Source organism: Neoaquamicrobium sediminum, from assembly GCF_013240295.1.
GTDB classification, from domain to species: domain Bacteria; phylum Pseudomonadota; class Alphaproteobacteria; order Rhizobiales; family Rhizobiaceae; genus Aerobium; species Aerobium sediminum.
In genome coordinates, this window is record NZ_JABETK010000003.1 from 413,640 (window position 1) to 435,913 (window position 22,274).

The window sequence follows — 22,274 nt, forward strand, 5'->3', positions numbered from 1 at the left end:
CAGCGATGAATATTGGGCAGGCAGCGAAGGCTTCCGGCGTCTCGGCGAAGATGATCCGCTACTACGAGACCACCGGCCTGATCGCGAAAGCATATCGAACGGATGCCGGCTACCGGAACTACGAAGACCAGGACGTTCATACGCTCCGCTTCATCCGGCGGGCACGCGATCTGGGCTTTACGGTCGAGCAGATCGGTGGACTTCTCACTCTTTGGCAAGACCGCAGCAGAGCAAGTGCCGATGTCAAGGCGCTGGCCCTCTCGCACATTGCTGAACTGAAAGCAAAAATCATCGAACTGGAAGCCATGACCCGGACACTCGAACACCTCGCCGATCACTGTGTTGGCGATGACAGACCCGAATGCCCGATCATCGAAGATCTGGCTCACAAGTCCGGTGCATTTGCGGGCGACGGCAAGCACAGACCAGCGCCACGCTTTGGTGAAGCTGGAGGACGCCCTGCGGCCCGACAGATTTGATCTACGCTCCGAAACGCCGAGGTCTTTACATCTCAATGCTGTCGAGACGTTTTTAGCGTCCCGCGGCAGATTTTCTTTGAATTCACGTGCTTTGTCCATGCCGTCGAATATCAGGTCGGCGTACACTGAAAGTAACGGTCGAAGTCCCAGGCATTGGACGTGCACCTTGCAACTGTCGGATCATGGCATGCCTGGTCCGCCCCTCGACAAAGTCATAGGACCAGACATGGCGGGGACTGCTGCTGGCAGCTTGGCCAAGTACGCTTCGATCGTCTTCTTAGAGGCGAAGCTATGCAGTGCCTTGAGCGGATCGGCTCGGATCGCATCCTTCAATGCAGTAATGCCGGTGCGGGTGATATATCGCCGCTTCACTTTTGCATCGTATTCATGGTGCGGCAGCTCCATTAGCTCGAATGCCTTGAGCAGAGGAAGGACACCGCTCTGGTTTAGCGTGACCTCGTCGCCGCACACCTCATGCACGACATCGGCAAGCGCCGCAGCGGCTTCGGAAGGAAGATTCTTATCAGCGTCTTCGAGAGGTGCCCGTATGACTTCACCTAACGAGACTTTGCCGACGACCATGTACGCCGGCGAGCCCTCATCCTCCTTCTCAGTGAAGCGCCCCTCCTCGATGAAGTTCATCGACCGGGCGGTCTCCTGCGATACATAGAGATTGGTGGATCTATTCGCGTCGCCGAACGTCGTGATGTCCACGACGCCGGCCCGCTCGACGCCTACGCGCTCGACTGCCTCGATCGTCTCCAACAGCATTGTCATACGGCGCTGCTCACGGTCGTCCAGCAGTGCCTTTAGTTCAGGATACCCGATTGCAGACGTGCGCGCTGTGTACCGATAGTATATCGCCGCCTCGGTGATTACTGGTTCGGTCACTTTCTTACCAGCCGCATCGGTGTAAGCGCGGTTCCGCGTCTTCGTACAGATTAGCGGTCGATCGAGAGCCGGCTCGACGGAGATGGCGAACAACGTCTTGCCGTCGACCTCGTACGTCCTGCTCTCAAAAGCCAGCTCCGGTGCGAAATCCTGGCGTAGCAACGTCGTGATGTCAGCCTCATCAGCGATGTCCGCTGGCGGAGTTCCGACGATGACACGCGGGTTGTTGTCGACGCCGAAGACGATGACGCCGCCCTGAGCGTTGGCGAAAGCAGCCATCGTGCGCTCATACGCCGGTAGGTTGTTCCGAACGAATGCCTGCTTAAATTCGAGGCGCTTGCTCTCGCGGCTGGTGACTCGCAGTGTGTCAGCGTCGTAAGCGATCAGATCTGACAGTACTGCCGGCAACGTCATTGCGTCCCTCGAAGTGCAGCTAATTCACTTTAGCTTCTGTCGTCACACAAACTCATCGCGCGCTAAAGAGCAATGGCGGCTGGTCTGGTTTGCTCTGATTGCTGCCATTGAAGCGTCCAGTATCTCTCGATGCGGACTCGAGCGCTAAGAAACGGCTGCTCTTGGTTGGCGCGGCCTGACCGCGAATGGCGGAGGCAGAAACCGTCCCTGAAATCAGCTTGCATTCAATAGCAGCTATTGGGGCGTCGTCACCCAATACCAGACTGTCCGGTGTCGGCCCCGTGACTGCCGCGGACGATGCTGTATTCGATGAGCACGGTAGTTACGCCCGCGACGTATTGGCCGCAAGAACTTTTACAGAACATCCGGACAGTCCGAATCGCATGTCGTGATCGCATCGCTCGCTTCCGCGCGTGTAGCTCTGATAAGGTTAGACATGCCGAAGACAATTCTGATCTTTTCTGACGGAACTGGGCAAATTGGCGGCATGAAGCCGGACGAGCGGCTAAGTAACGTCTACAAAATGTACAGGGCGATGCGACCCGGTCCCGATTCCCCAATCGATCCGAAGCGGCAATTCGCTTTCTATGATGCCGGCTTGGGTGCTGGCGAGACCGGGGGCTTACCTTCAGGCGGCTTCGCAACACCCTCGCAGCCGCCGTCGGCACCGGGATTGATGAGAACGTGATCGATTGCTACGCCGCGATCATCGCCCACTACGAACCCGGCGACAAAGTCTGCCTGTTCGGTTTCAGCCGTGGCGCGTACACCGTGCGATCGCTGGCGAATGTGATGAACCTCTGCGGTGTGCCAACGCATGATAGTAGCGGGCACCCGGTCCCCCGCTATGGCCCGGAGCTACGGAAGATCGCTACCGATGCGGTCAAGTTCGTCTACAATCATGGAGCTGGCCATCCGCGCGACAAGTTCGAAGATGAGCGCGAGGAGAAGGCCGCTCGTTTCCGCGCGAAATATGGTTGCGAGGGCATAGGCGTCGACGGGGAACCACAAGGCAACGTGCAGCCCGAATTCGTTGGGGTATTCGACACGGTAGCTGCGCTGGGCAGCCGAGTTGCGACCGCGGCCGCAATTGCTGGAGTGGGCGCACTCACACTTCTCGCCGCGCTCGCATGGTGGCTTCTAGGTTGGTTCGCGGGCCTGCTGATATTCGCTCCACTGATCGCTGCGCTCATTTGGGTGGTCCGGCTCCTGAGCGGTCAATGGAAGTACTTCTACCCCGACCCCTACCGCCACCCGGCGCTCTGGAATCCGCTGAACTGGCCTTCGCTGTGGCAGCACGGTCATCTCGCTGCGTGGTCGAGCAAGAATTATGACCGGTATGTCGACAAGGAAATTCCGCATCTTCGGCATGCACTCGCGATTGATGAGGCTCGCGCCAAGTTTCCCCGCGTGCTTTGGGGACGCCCAGAGGACGTGGAGTGAAACAACGAGCGTGGGAACGTCGATTGGATGAGGCAAGTGTGGTTCGCTGGCGATCATTCTGACATCGGCGGCAGTTATGCCGAAGAAGAAGCGCGTCTATCCGACATTCCACTACGTTGGATGATGGAGGAACTACGCGAGGCCGTGTCGGAGATAGCGATCCGAGAAGGGTTGCTGACTACCTGGCCTGATCCGCTCGGCCTGCAGCACGATCAGCGCCAAGAGGTCTTGAACATGCAGCCCGCGTGGCTTCGCCGGCTGACTTCCGACAAGCTTACTTGGCGGACTAAGGTCCGGTCGGTGAATGAGGCGGCGACGTTGCACCCATCGGTGCTAGATCGCTTCGCAGCTAGAGTCGTGCCTCAAATGGGCGATGTGAAGCCGTATCGACCGGAGAATTTGCGAGATCACGCAACGGTCAGACATTTCTTCGTTGATCCCAACAGCACGTGATCTCAGTTATCCGCCACTACCATTCAGTAAGTGATCTGGACGCAAGGACGCTCAGTCTGTCTGAGGTAGGATCAGGGTCGTTGGTCTGCCCCCTGAAAAGTGGTCCTCCCTGAAGTAGGCTATTGAGCCTTTAGAGAGGACGTTGGAATGCCCCAGAAGAAGCACAAGCCCGAAGAGATTGTCGCGAAACTGCGCCAGGTCGATGTCTTGTTGTCGCAAGGTCGATCGGTTGGTGAAGCGGTTCGCTCAATAGGTGTGACGCAGTTCTCGTATTATCGGTGGCGCAAGGAGTTTGGTGGCCTGAAGGGCGACCAGGTGAAGCGCCTGAAAGAGCTTGAGAAAGAGAACGACCGGCTGCGCAAGGCGGTGTCGGACCTGACGCTCGAGAAGCTGATCCTGAAAGAGGCTGCTGCGGGAAACTTCTGAGCCCCGCCCGCCGTCGCCGTTGCGTCGATCATGTCATGGCGAAGTTCTGTGTCTCGGAGCGCTTTGCCTGCAAGGCTCTCGGCCAGCACCGTTCGACCCAGCGCAAGAAGCCGGAAGGCAGGTCGGATGAAGAGGCGTTGACGGCTGACATTATTCGCCTGGCCTCACGCTACGGCCGCTACGGCTATCGCAGGATCACCGCGATGCTGCGGTCCGAGGGTTGGACGGTGAATGCCAAGCGTGTCGAGCGCATCTGGCGGCGGGAGGGGCTGAAGGTTCCCCAGAAGCAACCGAAGAAAGGCCGTCTCTGGCTGAATGACGGATCGTGTATCCGGCTTCGACCCGAGCATCCCAACCATGTCTGGTCCTATGACTTCGTCGAGGACCGGACGCACAATGGCAGGAAGTTCCGCATGCTCAACATCATCGATGAGTTCACCCGGGAATGCTTGGCGATCCGCATCGATCGCAAGCTCAATTCGACCGACGTCATCGACGTTCTGTCGGACCTGTTCATCCTGCGCGGTGTGCCGGGCCATGTTCGATCGGACAACGGACCGGAGTTCATAGCCAAGGCCGTGCGGGAGTGGATCGTTGCGGTCGGGGCCAGGACTGCCTTCATCGAGCCAGGCAGCCCTTGGGAAAATGGCTACTGCGAGAGCTTCAACTCGAAGCTGCGTGACGAACTGCTCAATGGCGAGATCTTCTACAGCCTCGCCGAGGCGAAGGTCATCATCGAGGCGTGGCGGCGCTACTACAATACGGAGCGGCCGCACTCATCACTCGGATACAAACCGCCAGCACCGCAGGCAATCGTTATACCTGCGATGCCACGCGGATCGACTCCATCATCTGCCCAAGCGATAGCCGGAAAGCCGATCATGCACTAAGAGTCGGTTTCGAAACTCATGACTGGCGCGCCAGTCGCCTCACGAGGAGCATGACGGAAGCGGCGTAGAGGAAGGTTGCTGCTGAATTGATGGTGGCCTCGAAATCCTTTGCCAGGCGCCGGTTGCGGCTGATCCATGCGAAGAAGCGCTCCACCACCCATCTACGTGGCAAGACTGCAAAGCCGACCTGATCCGGCGGCTTCCTGACGATTTCGACGATGATGTTGGTGGCGTTGGTCACGCGCTCATGATTGTAGCCGCCATCGGCCCATACATGTTTGATGAAGGGGAGCAGAGGGCGCGAGATCTGTAGCAGTGGTCCGCCGCTGTCCCTATCCTGGATGTCGGCCGGATGCGGCTCGACCAGTAGCGGCCGCCCATCGGTATCGACCAGTGCATGGCGCTTGCGCCCCTTGATCTTCTTTCCCGCATCATAGCCACGCGGGCCGCCGGCTTCGGTGGTCTTGACAGATTGGCTGTCGATGATGGCTGCGGACGGACTGGCCTCGCGGCCGGAACGCTCGCGATCCATCATGACCAGGGTGTGGTTGATCTTCTCGAAGACCGAGCCGTCGCGAAATGCGGCGAACCACCGATAGACGGTCGGCCATGGCGGAAAGTCCGAGGGCAGGAGACGCCAGGTGATGCCGCCGCGCAGCACGTAGAAAATGGCATTGATGATCTCGCGCATGGGCCAGGCGCGTGGCCGTCCCATTTTGCAGGCCGCAGGAAGGTGCGGCTGGATCAGGTACCATTCCGCATCCGTCAGATCGGTCTGGTAACGCGGGGCACGACGGTTATGCTGTTCTCGGGTGGTCGGGGTCCACATGACATTCTCCAGGCAGGTCAGCAAACCGCTTGGAATCATGCGAACCTCGACCGCTCAACCCTTTTCGAAACGGCCTCTTAGAGTGGCTCTATGGGAAGAACACCGAACTCTCGATCACGATGTAATTCGGCGTATGCGCAATTTCTTCTCAATCTAGCGAGACGGCACGTCCTGACGAAAGCCGCCTGCCGCCCCCTTGCTGCTCTACCCGTCCACGGCATTTCTTTGATGCAAGAAGGGTGACAACGTTGGCCGAAACGGCAAGATGGCCTAATGGCGATTGAGGAGAAACGTCCGAGACAGCGTCGCGTTGGCGCCGAACTCGGCAAAGGCTTATTGTTGGACGCAGGCGTCGTCAGAGTGTTCTTGATCCTTGCATTGACGGGCCTAGGCCTGTTTCTCTGCTACCGGTTGGCCCTGCCCTTTCTGCCCTCTCTCACCTGGGCGCTGGTGCTGGGTATTCTTCTTGCGCCAGCTCATCGCTGGCTCCACTCGCGTCTTGGCAGCGGCGATCTCGCAGCATTCATCGCGGTTGCGGCCGCAGCAATTGTGATCCTTGGGATGCTCCTCCTGGTGGTACAGCAACTCGTCCGCGAGGCCGCCGGCGGCGCGATCTCTCTGGAGAACGCGGTGCGGACACTGGACTGGCGTGAGACCATCGGTAACCGCCCCAGGTTGGCCGAAGCCGCGGCCTGGCTCGAGCAGCGGTTCGATCCGGCCGGTGCGCTCGGCGGTCTTGCCCATTGGCTAACGAGCCAGAGCACCTCGCTTCTTCGCGGCTCGGTCAGTCAGGTGATCGGCCTCATCCTCACCTTCTACATTCTCTTCTACTTCCTGCGCGACCGTGAAAGGGCAATGCGCGTGGTGGCGAAGCTTTCGCCATTGCAGCCGACAGAAACGGGGCTCGTGGTACGGCGCTTAGCGGACACGGTTCACGCCACGATCATCGGGACCATAGTCGTAGCGACTGTTCAGGGAACGCTCGGAGGCCTGATATTCTGGTGGCTTGGCCTGCCGACACCGGTCTTTTGGGGCCTTGTCATGGGGCTGTTAGCGATCGTGCCGGTACTTGGCGCCTTCGTGATCTGGCTGCCGGCTGCTCTTCTTCTCGCCCTCCAAGGCGACTGGACCCGGGCGCTCATCCTGGTCATTTGGGGCGGGGTGATCATAGCGACCATCGACAATCTGCTCTACCCGGCCTTGGTGGGGAGCCGACTGAAGCTGCATACTATGGTGATGTTCATCGGCGCGGTCGGCGGGATCATCCTGTTCGGGGCTTCCGGACTGGTTCTTGGTCCCGCTACGATTGCTGTTACGCTGGCGCTGATAGAGATCCTGCAGGGTAGATTTCGAGCGGAACTCCAGGTGCCTACGGAGATGGACATGGCAAGACAGACGAAGGAAAGCCCGAGAGAAGCCGAGCGCTTGAAGCGCGAAGCCGACGAAGAACTAAATCTCGAACTGGAGCAGACCTTTCCCGCGAGCGACCCGCTGAAGATAACGCGCGGATCATATGAGCAGCAGCACACGCGACCCAAGGATCGGCGTAAGCCGGATTGAGTCCATGCCCCTGAGCTTCGCAGCCCCTGCACTCCATCCGGATCGGCGCCATGAAGAGAAGGGCAAAATGCCAAGACTGGAAGGACCGGCCAAAAGCGGTGTAGGACGGACGCGTGATAGCACTCATCAGCGAGGCTTGGGCGGTTGGGTACGTGGTGGCTGAGTGGTCAATCCGCTTGGCGATGGTTGCGGTCGTGCCGATGCGGCGCTCTCCCGAGGCGGCGCGAAGTTGGCTTATCCTCGTGTTTTTGCTGCCGATCCCGGCTCTCCTTATCTATCTCCTCATCGGAAGGCCGACTTACCCTCGCTGGCGTCGCGAGCGATTTCTCAGACTGCCGGCCGTTCTTGCAGCTGCGTCCAGGGAAATTTCTCATTCCCGTTACTGTCGCCGCCCTGAGCTGCCGGGCAGTCTTTCGGGGCCCGCTCTGTTGGTGGAAAGGCTTGGGCAGTTCCCGACCGTCGCCGGCAACGACTTCGAGCTTCTCTCCGGATATGATGAGGTCATCGACCGCATGATTGCCGATATCGGTGCGGCCCAACAGACGGTTCACCTACTTTACTATATTTTTGCCGACGACGAGACTGGTCTACGTGTAATCGACGCACTCCAGCGCGCCGCAAAACGCCAAGTGAAGTGCCGGGTGCTGATTGATGCCATCGGATCGCGGCGGTGGGCGCGCCGCGTCGCTAGATTGCTCATTCCCGCCGGTGTGGAGGTACGGCTCGCGCTGCGCGTCGGGCTCTTCCATCGAAGGTCGGCCCGCGCCGACCTTCGTAACCATCGCAAGATCGCTGTGATCGACAGTCGCGTCGGCTATTTAGGTTCCCAAAATATTATCAACGCCGAATTTGGTGGCGGTATCGCCAACCAAGAACTCGTCGCCCGCGTCGTCGGCCCGGTCACGACCGAAATCCAAACTGTATTTATCGCCGACTGGTTTATGGAAACAAACGAGAAGTTGGCCAACCCTGTCCTGTTTCCGCACAACCCGCCCGGAGGTGGCGCTGTGGCGCAGGTGCTTCCCAGCGGCCCGGATTATCCGGATGCTGGCATTGGACATCTTATCGTTTCGCTCGTGCACGGCGCGCGCGAACGTGTGATCATCACGACCCCTATTTCGTGCCGGATGAGCCCCTTCTGCAGGCACTCAAAACAGCAGCTCTGCGCGGAGTTGAGGTTCGATTGGTCGTCTCAAATGTGACGGACCAGATGCTGGTGAACCTTGCACAAAGATCGTTTTATTCCGAACTTCTCCACGCCGGCATTCAAGTGCATCTTTATGCTCAAGCCTTCCTCCACGCCAAACACATCACGTTTGACGATGAAATCGCGATACTTGGCTCCAGCAATGTCGATATCCGCTCGTTTGTTCTCAATGCGGAGGTAAGCCTCATCGCTTTTGACAAGGGCGTTGTGGAGCAACTCAGGCGCCAGCAAAGTCGATATTTCGCCTCGAGCAACGTGCTGAGTCTCAGAGAATGGGAAAAGCGCCCGGTCGCAAGCAAGCTGGCTGAGAACCTTGCGCGCTTGGCTAGCCCTCTACTTTGAGAACATCAAACAAGGTTCGGCGGCTAGGCCACCTTCGCCTTCGCCCAGGCAGCCATGGAGGAGCCGCCACTCTGTCGCACGGCGTTATTACGATGCAATTGGTTCGAAGATGTCTGGCGCCTCCTTGCCTTCGACGTCGAGCCAGCCTGCCAGACCGCGCTCGACCCTCGACAGCGAATGGTCCACGAGAACGTATCTTCCGGGTACCTCGAGCTTGAGCTCCACAATGGCGGATCCACCGGCAGGAACAACGACCGTCTGGACATCCGTCTGTGGCGGCTTCGTCACGCTTCCATTGAGATAAACCCTGTCGAAAATCTCGCCGATCACGTGGAATGAGGATACGTGGTTGGGACCGCCGTTGCCGAAGAAGATCCGGATTGTTTCGCCGACATTCGCTTTCATCGGGTAGTGGTCCGTCAACGCACTCACATGACCGTTGAGCACGAAGTATTCCGGCCGCTCGTTGAGCAGTTTGTCATAATCCTCGTTGAGGAGCCCCTCCGACCCGAAAGGCTCAGTGGTATAGATCTCTCCCTGCATGACATAGAATTCCCGATCAACCGGCGGAAGGCCGCTTTCGGGTTCGACCAGAATCATCCCGTACATGCCGTTTGCGACATGCATGGCTACGGGCGGAACGGCGCAATGATAGACGTAGAGCCCCGGGTTCAGCGCCTTAAAGCGGAAGGCCTTTGCTTCTCCAGGCGCGCAACTAGTCAGTTCCGCTCCCCCACCAGGTCCCGTGGCTGCGTGAAAGTCGACATTGTGCATCAGCCAGCTGTCTTCCCGGTTCTTGAGATAGACTTCAACTGTATCTCCAACCCGCACCCGCACGAGCGGGCCGGGCACCGTGCCGTTGAAAGTCCAGAAGCGGAAGCTGGCGCGTTCGTCGAGCAGCGCTTCCTTTTCAACGGTTTCCAAATCGACACGGACGATCTCGGTTTCTTGGCGCGCTATCGAAGCCGGGACCACAGAGGGATCATGAGCCACATCGTCGGCAACAACTCTGGGCAACGAATATAACCGCTGGCTGAGGCTGCCAGCGCGGTTCGCGTGGCGGGCTCCATGTTCGGCTATACGGATCGTGCCATCAGCATTCTGCGCGGAAGCTTCCTGCGAAACAGCGAGAGAACCAAGCGTCAGGCCTACCGATCCGGCAAGAAGCGACCGCCGGGAAATCGACGGGGCGCCCTCTATTCCCTCCCCTTGGCTGACTTCCGACGTTGGGGGAGGCGCCACCGCCTCGTCGTTGGGCAGTCCCCAGGAGGCATCTCGTTCGGATCTGTTCATTGTTGTCCTCGGTCCTTGTTGCGTTGGTGGCTTCGCCTCCCGCTGACCGCCGAACCCACGGCCTCTCGAAGGCAGAAAGTCGGCCTGTCTAATCGGCGGGCGCGGTGGCGCCACCTCCAACCTGGGCGATTAGTTCAGCCATGCGGGGCTTAGCTTTGCCGGGCAGTTTGGCTGTTTCCGCCGAATCAAGGTTTTCAGTGCTATCGCCGACCTGGATGATGCCGACCATGCCGAGGGCGAAATGCGGCAAGCACTTGTAGCCGTAGATCCCTTCTACATCGAAGGTCAATGTGATCTCCTCATTGATCTTGCCCTTCCACATTTCGGCGCCTTCAGGAACCATTCCGAGGATCGGCTCCGAATTGTGGCCTTTGTCCGTCGCCACAAACTTCACGGAATCCCCTGGAGCGATCTTGAGGTATGCCGGGTCGAACTGCATGGGACGCCCTTCACGGTCCTTGTTGACCATCTGCACCTCATGGGTCTGGGTGCCCGCAGAGGCTTGACCCGAGTCATTCTCCTGAGCGCTCGCCCAACGGCCGCCGCCGATCGCCGCCGCTACCGTCAGCCCCGCGCTCCCAGCGAGCAGACTGCGACGTGATATCAATCGAGAGGACACTTTGGAGCCGCCAAAACTTTTCTTTCCAGACATTTTTTACCTTTTTTCGAATGCGCCACTTCCGCAATAACGAGGGTTTTGCTTTAAGGATCCGAGCCACACAACGTCACGGCTGCGGTGCTGCACACGTCCAAGAACATAGGGCATACCTTCCGCTGTCAAGGCTGGCAACATGGGGTGCTGTCGCATCTGCAGACTAGCAGGCACATCGCCAGTGTGTGGTGCGGAGGGGCAGATTTATGCGCAGAGCGCAACTTACGGCGACAGGCGCACGCTATATGACGACCAGCGGGCGACCCGATCCAGCCGAGTTGCAGGGTCCAGTGAAAGTCTAGCAGGCCGTTAAGATGGCGCCTTGCGGCTAACGGCTTGCTGAGCCTGAGGCGCGCCGTAGCCGCAGGTGAACTTGCCTCTGCGCGCGTTTAGAATGCCGATCGGACAAGAGGCATCATCCGTGATGGGCGGCTGCACGAGCGAGGTTCAATCTCCAGTCCCTTGGCGATGATCGCGGCATCAACCCTGGACCGCTCCGTCATCAAATTCGCTGGCCCACATGATAACCCGACGCTGCGGCCACCCGATTCGTGTATGGTTGTTGGACCATAGCGGGTGCTATGGCTCTGTGGCTGCCTGTTGGAACCCCGGAGCCGAAAAACCCGGTACCCTGCTTCGGACGAAACTCCTGCTGCCGGGTCCTGTCCCATCAGCTTCGACAAAGATCCTTACAAATAGAGCGGTGGCTGCGTTCAGCTGCCGCACTACCGAACTATTGGCTCAGCCTAATTCTAGCCCTAGACTCTGCCAGTTAGGAAAGTTCCTTACGAACCGCACATCTGCCGCCCGGAACCAGGAACTTGCAGCGTCAAAGGGAGTGTGTCTTGCCAGATACCACGACAAGTGAACCAACGCGACGCGATTTCCTCTATGTGGCGACCGGTATGGCGGGCGTCGTCGGCATTGCGGGCGCAGCCTGGCCATTCATCGATCAGATGCGTCCTGATGCCTCGACCCGCGCCCTTTCCACGATCGAGATTGACGTCTCCTCTGTGGAACCAGGAATGTCTCTCACCGCCAAGTGGAGAGGCCGCCCCATATTCGTGCGCAACCGAACGCCAGAAGAGGTCCAGGCCGCACAGGCTGTCGAACTCCAGGAACTCAAGGACCCGGTAGCCCGAAATGCGAGATCTTGTCGGTGAGCAACCCGCCACCGACGTTGCACGTTCGGCGGGCGAGGGACGGGAAAACTGGATCGTGATGATCGGCGTCTGCACCCATCTCGGTTGTGTGCCACTGGGTGAGGCTGGCGACTTCGGGGGATGGTTTTGCCCCTGCCACGGCTCCCATTATGATACAGCGGGCCGGATTCGTAAGGGACCCGCGCCCGAGAACCTGGCCATCCCCACTTTTGAGTTTACGTCGGACACGATCGTCCGCATCGGCTAACCAAAGCGGCCGTGCGGGGGCGTCGTTTGCTTCTGTCGTGGCCGAGATCCGCCCTCGCTGCGATTACATCCCCCAACATGATGGGCGCTCCGAGAACAATCGGAACAGGCAAAACTGCTGCATGCATCCATGCTCGCTCGGCGAACGCCTTGCTTGAAACTCTGCAGTGCATCCGTTGCGGAGCGTTGGGGCGATCACAGCAACTGCTTACCTAAATGCCATCGAGGATTCGGCGAACTTCACGCGTGATCGCGATCGGTCGGCGCGCCTGGCTTGGATTGACGACGCGACGCTATCAGTCGGGCGAAGTAGATTATGACGGCCATATCTCCCGGCGTGAAGATACCCACGTGCGTTCACTTCTTTATGAAGCCGCCGTCGTGACCCTGACCCGCAGTCGGGGTGAGAGTGATTTGCGCAAATTGGGGTATCAGGCTACGCGAGAAGATCGGCTTCAAACGCTCGGCTGTCGCTGTCGCCCGGAAGCTCTCCGTCATCATGCATGCGATGCCTCGCTCCGGCGAACTCTTCAAGAGTGAACCGATCACCGCCACCGCCTAACTATCGAGCTCTGCAGCGCCCGTGGCGTGAAAGGTGTCCTGCCGGGACGGAGGCTGGTCCATTCCGTTAAGACCGTTGCACCCGAGTTTGCTCGTAGCGTGCGAGACATACATTGGAAGGCCCATCCCGCGAAGCACCATGATGCGGCGACCGATGTCGACCGCGGAGACGACCATGCTCCCGGCAAACGACGTCTTATCGCGGATGAGGCCGTTGGCAGGGTTCGCTTCACGGATGAAGTAGTCGAATGTCTCCCGCTGTAGCGTTGCTAGGTCGTCATGTATGGCGGAGTTGCTCACGACGTCATCTGACAAATTTTCGAAGGATGCTTTCGCCTAGCATCGGCCGCCTGTGTGGAGCTAGGCAAGGGACAGGTGGTCGAAGACACCCTTGACGCCCCTTACGCCCTCGGCAACCACGCGGACGGCATCTCGCTCACTCTGCGAGGAGACCGCCCCCGATACATGCACCAGGCCGTCGGCGACAGTGAGAGCCAGCTCATCTCCTTTGATGCCTGCATCCTCTCGCAGTCGTGTAAGGATGCTGCGCCGGATCGCATCGTCGCCGGGCGCCGTAGCGTCGAATTTGGCCGTGATGATAACTCGCAGGAGTTCGGCTCGGCTTACGATCCCAACTAGGTGCTCTCCTCTCATTACCGGTACGCGCTTAATGCCGCGCTCCGCCATCAGCGCGGCAATTCGAGGCAACGGTGTTTCCTCGTCGACCATGACTGGATCCGAGGTCATTACATCCGCCACTTTCCAGCTGTGGCTTTTCACGTAAGCGCCGGCGTTGTTCTCCTCCGTGCTGAACTGCCGATCGACCGGCGCCAGCGCCTGGACACCGAGTTCCGACCTGCGCATTAGGTCGCCCTCGGTCACGATGCCGACCACGCGGCCATCATCGTCAATCACCGGCAGGCCGCTGATGCGGTGGTCCAGCATGATCCGCGCTGCATGCCTGACACTGTGGTCAGGCGAAACGCTGACCACGTCCACGGTCATGACGTCTTTTGCCTTCATCTGCCTGATCCCTACGCATGTGGAATTTGCTCACGGCGTCGTGTGACCGCCGTTGCCACTCGCCGTTCAAGTCGCGACCCGGATAAGAGGTTACGAATATGGCAGACTAGCACGGGATCGCGGAAGGTTTGTTGATACACGTCAAGGAAGCGCAACTGATCTACCAGCAGCAAGGGCGATTGCGGCTGAGAGAGAGCACAGAAAGCGGGCAGGACAACGACGGTGGTGTTCATTGGGGGAGAAGCCTGGGCAATCGCCTATCTGGCAGTTGAATGGTCGATTCGTCTCGTGATGATTGTGGTCGTACCCCTGCGGCGTTCTCCCGAGGCTGCGCGGAGTTGGCTTCTGCTGGTATTTTTCCTGCCGATTCCGGCGCTTGTCATTTACCTTCTCATTGGAAGACCGACTTACCCGCGCTGGCGTCGCCAACGCTTTGTAAGATTGCCGGCCATCCTCGCGGCCGCGTCCAGGGAAATTGCCCATTCCCGCTTCTGCCGCCGTCCCGACCTGCCGGGCACACTGGCAGGGCCAGCTCTTCTGATCGAAAAGCTCGGGCAATTCCCAGCGCTCGCCGGAAACGACGTCAGGCTTCTCTCCGAGTATGAGGACGTGATCGACCGAATCGTCGCCGACATCGACCAGGCACAACTAACAGTCCATCTTCTGTTCTACATCTTTGCCGACGACGAGACCGGCCGGCGCGTAATGGACGCGCTGGACCGGGCCGCGCGACGAGGTGTCAAGTGCCGGGTTCTGATCGATGCCATCGGGTCGCGACAATGGGCGCACCGCGTGGCGAAGCTGCTCGCCCCGGCTGGGGTGGAGGTTCGGCTCGCCCTTCGGGTCGGCCTTTTCCGGCGCAGGTCAGCACGCGCCGATCTGCGCAATCACCGGAAGATTGCCATCATCGACAGCCGTATCGGCTATGTTGGCTCGCAGAACATCACCAATGCCGTTTCTGGCCGGAACATCGCCAATGAAGAACTGGTCGCGCAAGTGGTCGGTCCGATCACGGCGGAACTCCAAGCCGTTTTTGTCGCCGACTGGTTCATGGAAACCGACGAGGAGCTGGCCATGCCCGCCTTGTTTCCGCACCATCATCTCGACGCCGGGGTCGTCGCGCAGGTTCTGCCAAGCGGCCCCGACTACCCGGATGCCGGCGTTGGACACCTCATGACCGCGCTGGTGCACGGCGCGCGCGAACGTGTCGTCATCACGACCCCCTACTTCGTCCCCGACGAGGCCTTCCTGCAGGCGCTCGAGACCGCGGTGTTGCGTGGAGTCGAAGTCCACCTGGTGGTTTCGTACCTGACGGATCACATTCTGGTGAACTTCGCGCAGCGATCCTATTATTCCGAACTCCTCCGGGCCGGTATCCAAGTGCATCTTTACAAGGGCCGTTTCCTGCATGCCAAGCATGTCACATTTGATAACGAGATCGCACTGCTTGGATCCAGCAACGTCGACATCCGCTCCTTTGTCCTGAACGCTGAAATAAGCTTTGTCGCTTTTGACCGCGGCGTCACGGCTCAACTGCAACGTGAACAAATCCGCTGCTTCGGCGCCAGCGAGACGCTCACGTTCGACGCTTGGGAAAAGCGCACGATCGCTTACAAGATCTGCGAGAACTTGGCGCGGCTGGCAGGTCCTCTTCTGTAAATCAGAGTTGGGGTTGATCGCTGCGTCTTTTCTTAAGGTCATGCCGCAACCCTGCCTTTTTTGGATTCGGTTCTCTCTTTGATCTTGGACGAACTGGACCATTGGCGTTCCTTTTATGATGGCAACGTACATTTTAACCTGCGCATCCCGAGGAAGGACGAAATCGATTGAATTCGGATGCGATAGCTTTGGGCAGTCCAGTAGGCGATCTGGAAGGCGAGCATTTCATGCGTCGCGATGGCTCGCCCTTGCCATGGCCATCCTCATGGCCGTTGGGATTCGTCCCGGACGGCAGGCGCGTCACGTTTCGCTGCGCGACGCGAACCAGATGGCGGTCATTGATACCGTAACGCGCGAGGTGACCGGGCGTATTGATGTCGGGCGGTCACCCATCCAGGTGCATGGGACGCCGGACGGCCACTTCGTTTATGTCGCCAACCAGGGAACCGACGATGAGCCGGACGACGCGGTTTCGGTCATCGATACCGCCAGCAACACGGTCGTCAAGACGATTCGGACTGGCCGGGGAGCGCACAGGGTGACCGTCAGCAGCGACGGGGACTTTGCTTTCGTGACCAATATCATCGACGGCACGGTTTCGCGGATATCAGTCGCAAGCCAGTCGGTCGTCGACACCTACACAGTCGGCAAGGGACCGAACGGGATTACTTTCCAGACCCCTTGATACGCGAACGTGGGTGCCGAGACCGTCTCGGCGCCCGCGGGCAAAACCAAAGCCAGAATTGAGAAACACAGCCGTAACCGCTTTTCGCAAGGGACTTTTCTTGTCGGGATCCTACTCTTGACGTCCCTGCCCTGCTTTGTGGAGGACGCCGCCCTCCAAAGACACCGTACCGATGGCACCTCCGCAGCCTTGAGCCGCCCCGTCACCTCGTTGAGGCGCCGGCCGAATTCGGGCTCGAAACGGACGCGGCTACCGCCGTGCTATGACTCGCCGAGATCGGCGGGCCTGCCTGTCAGATCGCAGCGACCGCTTCGGCCAGCAGGTCGCGTACCTGACCCGCAACCGCATGCAGTGCAGGATTATCGATCGCCTGCATCGAGGCCACCGGGTCAATCGCGCTGACCTCGACCCCGCCTGCAACCTCGCGCAGGATCACATTGCAGGGCAGCATCGCGCCAACGCGCGGCTCGATACCGATGGCCTGATGCGCCATCTTAGGATTGCAGGCGCCAAGGATTCGATAGGGTGGCATGTCCACGTCGAGCTTCTTCTTCATAGTCGCCTTGACATCGATTTCGGTCAGGACGCCAAAGCCTTTGTCCGCAAGCGCCTTCCGGGTGCGGGCGTCGACCTCGTCAAAGTTCGCCCCGGTTACCAACCGATTGAACGTATAATTCATGGCGATTTCTCCCTGTAGGTTATTTTCGTAAATACTTGATCAGGGCGGCGATTGTTAGACCCACAAGGACCAGAATGACGATCGTCCCAAGCCAGCCGAACCCCATCCCCAAGCCCATACCGTAGTCGTTCATCATCGAATTTTCCTATCACGTGATGGTTCTGCCCCCGACAACAGACCTGCGTCAAAGCGGCGGGGGCAGCACTCATATCAGTTGTTGTCCATCATGCCTTTGCCCGTTGCCGGCATTCCGCCTTGTTGCCCGGCCATGTGGCTCTGCATCATTTCAGCCATGGCAGCCACTTCAGCCTCGGTCACTTGCGCATCACCGTCGGCGTCGTGCATCTGGAAGGCGCGCACCGTCATCGGCCGGGTGTGGGCCGCATGCATCACCGCGAATTCCTCCAACGACAACTTGCCATTGGTATCGGTGTCATAGGTCTTGAGTTCTGCCTGAATGCCTGCCGTCATCTCTTCGGGGCTGAGCGTACCGTCTTTGTTGGTATCAAAGGCGGCCATGGCATTGCTCTGGTGCCCATCCATCATCATGCCCATACCGCCGCCCATCATGCCGTGATGGCCGGCATCCCTCATGCCGCCGTGCCCACGCATCATACCCATGCCATCGCCCATCATACCGCCATTCTGCATTTGCGCCTGCTGGGCGATGACGGGCACAGCAACCGCCGCAAGCCCAAGGGCGGCAACGATTGAGAGGGTCAGCTTCGTTGAACGTTTCATGATTATCACTCCTGAATTGATCTGCGATGAGGTCAATCTGGGGTGCAGGTGTCCCACAGGTTTGTCAGGCGGGACGGCCATTTGTATCAAACTGTCGCAAACACCGTTCCGGTGAAGGTTTGCGACAATCTTCCGCCCGCGTGACCCCCAGGATCGGCTAGGGTCAGGTCCAGGAGATATGCTGATGACCAGTCCGCCCCATATCCTGATTGTCGATGATCACCGCGAGATCCGCGATGCCTTGGCGAAGTATCTGGAAAAGAACGGCATGCGTGCGACGACCGCGGCAAATGCCCTGGCGATGGACGCGGCGATGAAGGTGGGACAGTTCGATCTGATCGTGCTGGATGTAATGATGCCAGGCGAAGACGGCCTATCGGTCTGCCGCCGTTTGCGCGCCCAGGGTGGCATACCGATCCTGATGCTGACCGCACTTGGGGATGATACCGACCGCATCGTAGGACTTGAGGTCGGGGCCGATGACTATCTGCCGAAGCCATTCAACCCGCGCGAGCTCCTGGCCCGGATCAAGGCAATCCTGCGGCGGTCCGAACGGGCGCGGATGCCGGGTGACAACATTGCCGGGAACAGGCTGGCTTTCGACCGATGGGTTCTGGATACCGACAGGCGAAGACTGATCGATACCGAAGGCGCCGAAGTCGCGCTGACCACATCCGAATTCCGCCTTCTGACGGTGTTTCTGACCCGCCCACGCTTCGTGCTCAGCCGCGATCAACTACTCGATCTCACCTCTGGCCGGGCGGCACAGGTGTTTGATCGCACGATCGACAACCAGATCAGCCGATTGCGCCGCAAGATCGAGGCGGATCCAACCAAGCCCGTACTTATCGCCACCGTCTGGGGAGGCGGCTACAGTCTCGCCGCCGATGTAAGGGAGATGCCGTGAAGGCGCGCTTCGCCCGTTTGGGCAATCTGTTCCCGCAGTCCTTGGGTGGCCAGTTGCTGGCTATGCTGCTTTTGGCGCTCGTCACGACGCAGGGGCTTGGCCTCCTGCTGCTGACTGACGAGCGCAACCTCGCCGTGCGGGCGGCCTTGGGTTTCGAAGTGGCGGGACGCGCCGCGAATGTCGTGCTGCTGCTGGACGACGCGCCAGCAGATCTGCGCCCGTCCATCCTGAGGGCGGCAGATTCACCCCTGGTTCGGTTCGAAGTGGCACCTGCCCCTGAAGCACCGCACGATGGTAACGATGCAGACTCTGTTCTGGGTCAGATCCGGCAAATCCTCGGCAGTCCAGAACGTGAAATCCGGGCAGATATTCATGCCATTTCCATAACTCGCATGCCGATGCCCGACGGCATGCCAGCGGCAATGCGCCCCATGCACGACGCGATGATGGCCGGGCGGACGGAAGCGGTGGAAATGACGCTTTCGATCCGCCTGGCCAGAGGCGATTGGCTGAATGTGCGCACGATGTTCCATCGCCCGGGTCCGCAACTTTCGCCCAAGGCCCTGTTGCCGCTGCTGTTGATGGCCGTTGCCGTGGCCCTGGTGGCTTGGTGGACGGCTCGGCGTGTCGTGGGCCCGATGCGCGCGCTTGCCGTAGGAGCCGACCGGCTGGGGCGCGGCCTTGATGCTGGTCCACTGCCCATGACCGGGCCATCAGAGGTCCGCGACACCACGCTGGCCTTCAACCGGATGCAGGACCGGCTGACGCGCTTTGTGACCGAGCGCACACATATGCTCGCGGCGCTGAGCCATGATCTGCGTTCTCCGCTTACCGCGATGCGGCTCAGGATCGAGATGTTGGACGAAACCGAGGACAGTGTCCGCCTGAAGTCGCTGGTCGAGGAAATGCAGGCCATGGTCGAGGCGACGCTGGAATTTGCGCGCGGCGTCGCCAGGGCGGAACCCGAAGCCACGGTGGATCTTGCTGCTTTGCTGGCCAATATAGTGAGCGATATGGGCGGGGATCGGGCGAACCTCGCACCATCGCAGCCGATGCCCGTCACCATTCGCCCTCACGCGCTGAACCGAGCCCTGCGCAACCTGATCGACAATGCCGTCCGCTATGGCGACGTGGCAAACGTTACCCTGACGCAAGAACCGGGAATGGTCATCATCACCATCGCCGACTCGAGTCCGGGATTGCCCAAGGATCAGCTTGAGGCCGTCTTTGAGCCTTTCGTGCGGCTGGAAGGGTCTCGCAACCGGGATACGGGCGGGGTTGGTCTGGGTCTGGCCATCGCCCGAACCATTGTTCAGGCGCATGGCGGAACGGTCCTGCTGCGGAACCGGGCTGGAGGCGGGCTGGACGCAATAGTGCGGCTTCCGATCGGGGATACGTGAATCAGCCTGGCGGTCAGGGGAAAAAGCCAGCGCAGACTTCCTGAAGCAAAACGATTATCCGAAGTCGCCTTGCAGGGCGGCTGTTAGCGCGACTTAGCGCGCGGTCGTTGCGATCGTCAGAACGACGAAGCTCCAAAATCGGCTCGCGCAATACTCCCGCCGCGACCGTCAGTGCGTCCCCACCGATAGGCGCCCAGCTCAGGAGCAGGCAGCGGCGAACCCGCCGGTCGACCCGGTCGAGGGCGGCAGGGCCGATCGGAAACCATCCCTATCGCGAAAGCACTCCCCATCGCGCTCTAACGCCCGGTTGACCGCCGCGCCCAAGGCGTTCCGGAGAGCTCGATCCAACCGTGAACACAATTACGCCGTGCTCCTCCGGTAAAATATTTACTCAGCCTGTGAATTTGAGCTTGATTCTCCCCACACTGTATGTAGACAGTCGGGTCATTCGCAGAGTGCTTTTTGTGAGCTTTGCTTGCTGATCGGGGCCAGCTTTCTGTGGGATGTTTTAATGCTATTTTGGAATAATTTCATTGAGATAGGGGTCGTAAGCGGCATTCTATCTGCATTACTTTGGGTCTATTTGGAACGAGGTTGAACTTCGGTTCGCACATCGGAATCGTCAGATCGCCTCGACAGATAGACGTTGCGTGTCCCGCAGTAGTGGTTCGTTCGCTTGAACCGCCCCCGGGCTGTCGTTTGGCTGAATCCCGCCGTGGATCTGCTAGCATCGCGACATGCATTTGGGGGCCACGACGAATGCCACGACGGACCGCGAGATGCCGATCGGTTTTAACGCGTCAAGCGCAAGCAGCTTGGCCAAAACACCGGGTCGCGAAACTACAGGCCTACTTGGCGGAGGGTGGTTTTTCGCAAAGCCTTATAACCAAACGGAAGTCATCTAACCAAACGGCAGCCATCGCCGCATTCGGCGAGTTGCAGGAACTCTAATGCAGTCGCAATTCGGCGCGGGCCGCCCTCAACTCTTCCTGAAGTGCGCGCTCGCCGGGAGAGGGATCGGGGTGCGGCACGGTCGGCGTGAAGCTTACCAGGAGGAAGCCGCACTTTGGTGACGAGCAGCGGCATGACGGTCATCGCGACGGATCAGCCCGTCTTGCCCTCCCGGATGCGTGCGTTGACAGTTACGCCTCGGATCCCGCTCGACGCCTCGCGGATTGCAGCGCGCAGTTCGACACCAGTCGGTCGCGGGCCAAGGTCAGCAGGTCGCTGGTCGGCTCGCCGGCGGGATGTTCCAGATAATCTCTCGTCGTGCCATGGAAATAGAGAACGTGGCCTTTCCGGTCGATCAGCACTGACGCCGGGGCCAACGCTCCAGGAGCGCGCGCCGCGCCACTTCGTCTGCCGGTGCGCGTGGCTCGGATTACGGTGGCGATTGCTTCTCCATGATGCGCGGTTCAGCGGGCCCGCAGAGGCGGATGGTAGATAAGGTCGTGCCAGTCGGCCCGAGCCTTCGGTATCTCCGCCATTTCTTCGACACCGTTTCGAACAGATCGTCGTGTCGTCCGATCGCCTTCGCATTGCCGAGAAACAGATGTCCGCCAGTCTGAGTGCGAATTGACAGAGGGCGACGATCCGCCGCTGCGCTTCCGTTCCAGGGGTCGTTTGCGGGAGGGGGCGGAATCCTACGCTAAGCCGAGAACACGCTTTCCGTAACTCCTGAGTTCGCCCTGGGGGCCGACATAGCGATAAAGGGTGACGCGCTCGATCCCGAGTTCCTTACAGAGATCGGAGACGGATGTATCGCGTTGCGCCATGGCGGCCTGAGCGAGGCGCACCTGCGCCTTGGAGAGCGCGAATTTTCTGCCTCCTTTACGGCCGCGCGCCCTGGCCGCTGCGAGTCCGGCCATGGTGCGCTCGCGGATCAGGTCTCGCTCAAATTCGGCCAAGGTTGCGAAGATGCCGAAGACCATACGGCCGGATGCGGTCGTAGTGTCGATTTCGGCGCCCTTTCCGGTCAGCACCCGCAGGCCGATCTTCTGGTCTGATAGACCCTTTACGGTGTTGACGAGATGGGCAAGCGACCGCCCGAGGCGATCGAGCTTCCAGACCACCAGTACATCGCCGACACGTAACGCTTTGAGGCATGCGGTCAGTCCGGGACGATCGTCGCGGCTGCCTGAAGCGCGATCCTCATAGATATTGTCCTGTTCGACGCCTGCGGCACGCAGAGCATCGTGCTGCAGGTCAAGGGACTGGGAACCATCGGCCTTCGAGATACGGGCGTATCCAATCAGCATGTTTCTTAAACGGCGGTTTGAGGCAGCGCAGTAGCCGGGGTTGGACTGTACGCTGGAAATGTATCTCAACCAG

At 59.7% G+C, this 22,274-nt stretch carries 20 protein-coding genes and 3 pseudogenes; 14 read left to right on the top strand and 9 right to left on the bottom strand.

Translation table 11 applies throughout. The features are described 5' to 3' along the window. The first annotated feature begins 5 nt into the window (after nucleotides 1-5). Nucleotides 6-479, top strand: coding sequence for a Cu(I)-responsive transcriptional regulator (cueR, locus tag HK436_RS24680; RefSeq protein ID WP_173194320.1), 474 nt, complete (start codon nucleotides 6-8; stop codon nucleotides 477-479). 180 nt (nucleotides 480-659) lie between these two features. Here the strand turns inward: cueR and HK436_RS24685 are convergent, their stop codons facing one another. Next, nucleotides 660-1,784, bottom strand: coding sequence for an AlbA family DNA-binding domain-containing protein (locus HK436_RS24685; protein ID WP_173194322.1), 1,125 nt, complete (start codon nucleotides 1,782-1,784; stop codon nucleotides 660-662). Between the two features lie 436 nt (nucleotides 1,785-2,220). Between HK436_RS24685 and HK436_RS33760 the strand changes: the two genes are divergently transcribed. The 4 genes and pseudogenes from HK436_RS33760 to HK436_RS24695 all read left to right on the top strand — a co-directional run bounded on the left by HK436_RS33760 (nucleotide 2,221) and on the right by HK436_RS24695 (nucleotide 4,996). Further along, a complete protein-coding gene (locus HK436_RS33760; protein ID WP_206680568.1) occupies nucleotides 2,221-2,472 on the top strand; it encodes a phospholipase effector Tle1 domain-containing protein in 252 nt (83 codons plus the stop codon). Further along, nucleotides 2,427-3,227: pseudogene (locus tag HK436_RS33765) on the top strand (T6SS phospholipase effector Tle1-like catalytic domain-containing protein); the annotation flags it as partial. The gene HK436_RS33760 and the pseudogene HK436_RS33765, both read left to right, overlap by 46 nt. A 27-nt stretch (nucleotides 3,228-3,254) precedes the next feature. Continuing rightward, complete coding sequence (locus HK436_RS33770) at nucleotides 3,255-3,680, top strand: phospholipase effector Tle1 domain-containing protein (protein WP_368805180.1); 426 nt, start codon at nucleotides 3,255-3,257, stop codon at nucleotides 3,678-3,680. A 147-nt stretch (nucleotides 3,681-3,827) separates the two neighbouring features. Next, nucleotides 3,828-4,996 (top strand): IS3 family transposase gene (locus HK436_RS24695; protein WP_173193951.1). Its coding sequence is split into 2 segments (ribosomal slippage): nucleotides 3,828-4,092 and nucleotides 4,092-4,996, totalling 1,170 coding nucleotides; the frame shifts between segments, so codons are not numbered across the junction. Between the two features lie 16 nt (nucleotides 4,997-5,012). Here HK436_RS24695 and HK436_RS24700 read toward each other — a convergent pair. Beyond that, complete coding sequence (locus HK436_RS24700; protein ID WP_173194093.1) at nucleotides 5,013-5,825, bottom strand: IS5 family transposase; 813 nt, start codon at nucleotides 5,823-5,825, stop codon at nucleotides 5,013-5,015. Nucleotides 5,826-6,098: 273 nt separating this feature from the next. Between HK436_RS24700 and HK436_RS24705 the strand changes: the two genes are divergently transcribed. The 3 genes from HK436_RS24705 (at nucleotide 6,099) to HK436_RS31785 (ending at nucleotide 8,934) form a co-directional block, all read left to right on the top strand. Continuing rightward, entirely contained in the window at nucleotides 6,099-7,385 is a 1,287-nt protein-coding gene (locus HK436_RS24705; RefSeq protein ID WP_142589629.1) for an AI-2E family transporter, read from the top strand. A 113-nt stretch (nucleotides 7,386-7,498) separates the two neighbouring features. Then, nucleotides 7,499-8,587 carry a phospholipase D-like domain-containing protein gene (locus tag HK436_RS33220; protein ID WP_312860727.1) on the top strand — a complete coding sequence of 363 codons (1,089 nt, stop codon included), beginning with the start codon at nucleotides 7,499-7,501 and terminating at the stop codon, nucleotides 8,585-8,587. Beyond that, nucleotides 8,506-8,934 (top strand): phospholipase D-like domain-containing protein, encoded by a 429-nt coding sequence (locus HK436_RS31785; RefSeq protein WP_312860728.1) that lies wholly within the window; start codon nucleotides 8,506-8,508, stop codon nucleotides 8,932-8,934. The genes HK436_RS33220 and HK436_RS31785 overlap by 82 nt, the downstream gene beginning before the upstream one ends. 87 nt (nucleotides 8,935-9,021) lie before the next feature. Here HK436_RS31785 and nirK read toward each other — a convergent pair whose 3' ends face one another. Continuing rightward, the gene (gene nirK / locus HK436_RS24715; RefSeq protein ID WP_173194324.1) at nucleotides 9,022-10,227 is read right to left on the bottom strand and encodes a copper-containing nitrite reductase; all 1,206 of its coding nucleotides are present in this window, start codon (nucleotides 10,225-10,227) and stop codon (nucleotides 9,022-9,024) included. 88 nt (nucleotides 10,228-10,315) lie between these two features. After that, a complete protein-coding gene (locus HK436_RS24720; RefSeq protein ID WP_173194326.1) occupies nucleotides 10,316-10,879 on the bottom strand; it encodes a pseudoazurin in 564 nt (187 codons plus the stop codon). Between the two features lie 905 nt (nucleotides 10,880-11,784). On the opposite strand from HK436_RS24720, the pseudogene petA reads away from it, so the two are divergent. Next, nucleotides 11,785-12,289 (top strand): annotated as a pseudogene (gene petA, locus HK436_RS24725) (ubiquinol-cytochrome c reductase iron-sulfur subunit). Nucleotides 12,290-12,473: 184 nt separating this feature from the next. Further along, nucleotides 12,474-12,850 (top strand): annotated as a pseudogene (locus tag HK436_RS24730) (transposase); the annotation flags it as partial. Here HK436_RS24730 and HK436_RS24735 read toward each other — a convergent pair. Together HK436_RS24735 and HK436_RS24740 are read right to left on the bottom strand one after the other, a co-directional pair. Further along, nucleotides 12,847-13,149, bottom strand: a complete 303-nt coding sequence (locus HK436_RS24735) for a hypothetical protein (RefSeq protein ID WP_173194328.1) — start codon at nucleotides 13,147-13,149, stop codon at nucleotides 12,847-12,849. The pseudogene HK436_RS24730 and the gene HK436_RS24735 overlap by 4 nt on opposite strands. 60 nt (nucleotides 13,150-13,209) lie before the next feature. Further along, entirely contained in the window at nucleotides 13,210-13,872 is a 663-nt protein-coding gene (locus HK436_RS24740) for a CBS domain-containing protein (protein WP_173194330.1), read from the bottom strand. A gap of 222 nt (nucleotides 13,873-14,094) precedes the next feature. On the opposite strand from HK436_RS24740, the gene cls reads away from it, so the two are divergent. Then, complete coding sequence (gene cls / locus HK436_RS24745; RefSeq protein ID WP_173194331.1) at nucleotides 14,095-15,531, top strand: cardiolipin synthase; 1,437 nt, start codon at nucleotides 14,095-14,097, stop codon at nucleotides 15,529-15,531. A gap of 253 nt (nucleotides 15,532-15,784) precedes the next feature. Then, nucleotides 15,785-16,216, top strand: a complete 432-nt coding sequence (locus HK436_RS24750) for a YncE family protein (RefSeq protein WP_244649390.1) — start codon at nucleotides 15,785-15,787, stop codon at nucleotides 16,214-16,216. A gap of 292 nt (nucleotides 16,217-16,508) precedes the next feature. On the opposite strand, the gene HK436_RS24755 is transcribed toward HK436_RS24750, so the two are convergent. Continuing rightward, the gene (locus HK436_RS24755) at nucleotides 16,509-16,895 is read right to left on the bottom strand and encodes a DUF302 domain-containing protein (protein ID WP_173194336.1); all 387 of its coding nucleotides are present in this window, start codon (nucleotides 16,893-16,895) and stop codon (nucleotides 16,509-16,511) included. Between the two features lie 210 nt (nucleotides 16,896-17,105). Further along, the gene (locus HK436_RS24760) at nucleotides 17,106-17,636 is read right to left on the bottom strand and encodes an EF-hand domain-containing protein (protein WP_173194338.1); all 531 of its coding nucleotides are present in this window, start codon (nucleotides 17,634-17,636) and stop codon (nucleotides 17,106-17,108) included. Nucleotides 17,637-17,820: 184 nt separating this feature from the next. Between HK436_RS24760 and HK436_RS24765 the strand changes: the two genes are divergently transcribed. Beyond that, nucleotides 17,821-18,543, top strand: coding sequence for a response regulator (locus tag HK436_RS24765; protein WP_173194340.1), 723 nt, complete (start codon nucleotides 17,821-17,823; stop codon nucleotides 18,541-18,543). Beyond that, nucleotides 18,540-19,943, top strand: a complete 1,404-nt coding sequence (locus HK436_RS24770) for an ATP-binding protein (RefSeq protein WP_173194342.1) — start codon at nucleotides 18,540-18,542, stop codon at nucleotides 19,941-19,943. Before HK436_RS24765 ends, HK436_RS24770 begins: the two co-directional genes overlap by 4 nt. Before the next feature lie 1,643 nt (nucleotides 19,944-21,586). Here HK436_RS24770 and HK436_RS24775 read toward each other — a convergent pair. After that, nucleotides 21,587-22,201, bottom strand: coding sequence for a recombinase family protein (locus HK436_RS24775; protein ID WP_160788003.1), 615 nt, complete (start codon nucleotides 22,199-22,201; stop codon nucleotides 21,587-21,589). Nucleotides 22,202-22,274: the final 73 nt, after the last annotated feature.

Bases quoted from the DNA above. Each gene is read 5' to 3' on its own strand.
- cueR (WP_173194320.1), top strand. From the start codon at position 6: ATGAATATTGGGCAGGCAGCGAAGGCTTCCGGCGTCTCGGCGAAGATG.
- HK436_RS24685 (WP_173194322.1), bottom strand. From the start codon at position 1,784: ATGACGTTGCCGGCAGTACTGTCAGATCTGATCGCTTACGACGCTGAC.
- HK436_RS33760 (WP_206680568.1), top strand. From the start codon at position 2,221: ATGCCGAAGACAATTCTGATCTTTTCTGACGGAACTGGGCAAATTGGC.
- HK436_RS33770 (WP_368805180.1), top strand. From the start codon at position 3,255: ATGAGGCAAGTGTGGTTCGCTGGCGATCATTCTGACATCGGCGGCAGT.
- HK436_RS24700 (WP_173194093.1), bottom strand. From the start codon at position 5,825: ATGTGGACCCCGACCACCCGAGAACAGCATAACCGTCGTGCCCCGCGT.
- HK436_RS24705 (WP_142589629.1), top strand. From the start codon at position 6,099: ATGGCGATTGAGGAGAAACGTCCGAGACAGCGTCGCGTTGGCGCCGAA.
- nirK (WP_173194324.1), bottom strand. From the start codon at position 10,227: ATGAACAGATCCGAACGAGATGCCTCCTGGGGACTGCCCAACGACGAG.
- HK436_RS24720 (WP_173194326.1), bottom strand. From the start codon at position 10,879: ATGTCTGGAAAGAAAAGTTTTGGCGGCTCCAAAGTGTCCTCTCGATTG.
- HK436_RS24740 (WP_173194330.1), bottom strand. From the start codon at position 13,872: ATGAAGGCAAAAGACGTCATGACCGTGGACGTGGTCAGCGTTTCGCCT.
- HK436_RS24750 (WP_244649390.1), top strand. From the start codon at position 15,785: ATGGCCATCCTCATGGCCGTTGGGATTCGTCCCGGACGGCAGGCGCGT.
- HK436_RS24755 (WP_173194336.1), bottom strand. From the start codon at position 16,895: ATGAATTATACGTTCAATCGGTTGGTAACCGGGGCGAACTTTGACGAG.
- HK436_RS24760 (WP_173194338.1), bottom strand. From the start codon at position 17,636: ATGAAACGTTCAACGAAGCTGACCCTCTCAATCGTTGCCGCCCTTGGG.
- HK436_RS24765 (WP_173194340.1), top strand. From the start codon at position 17,821: ATGACCAGTCCGCCCCATATCCTGATTGTCGATGATCACCGCGAGATC.
- HK436_RS24775 (WP_160788003.1), bottom strand. From the start codon at position 22,201: ATGCTGATTGGATACGCCCGTATCTCGAAGGCCGATGGTTCCCAGTCC.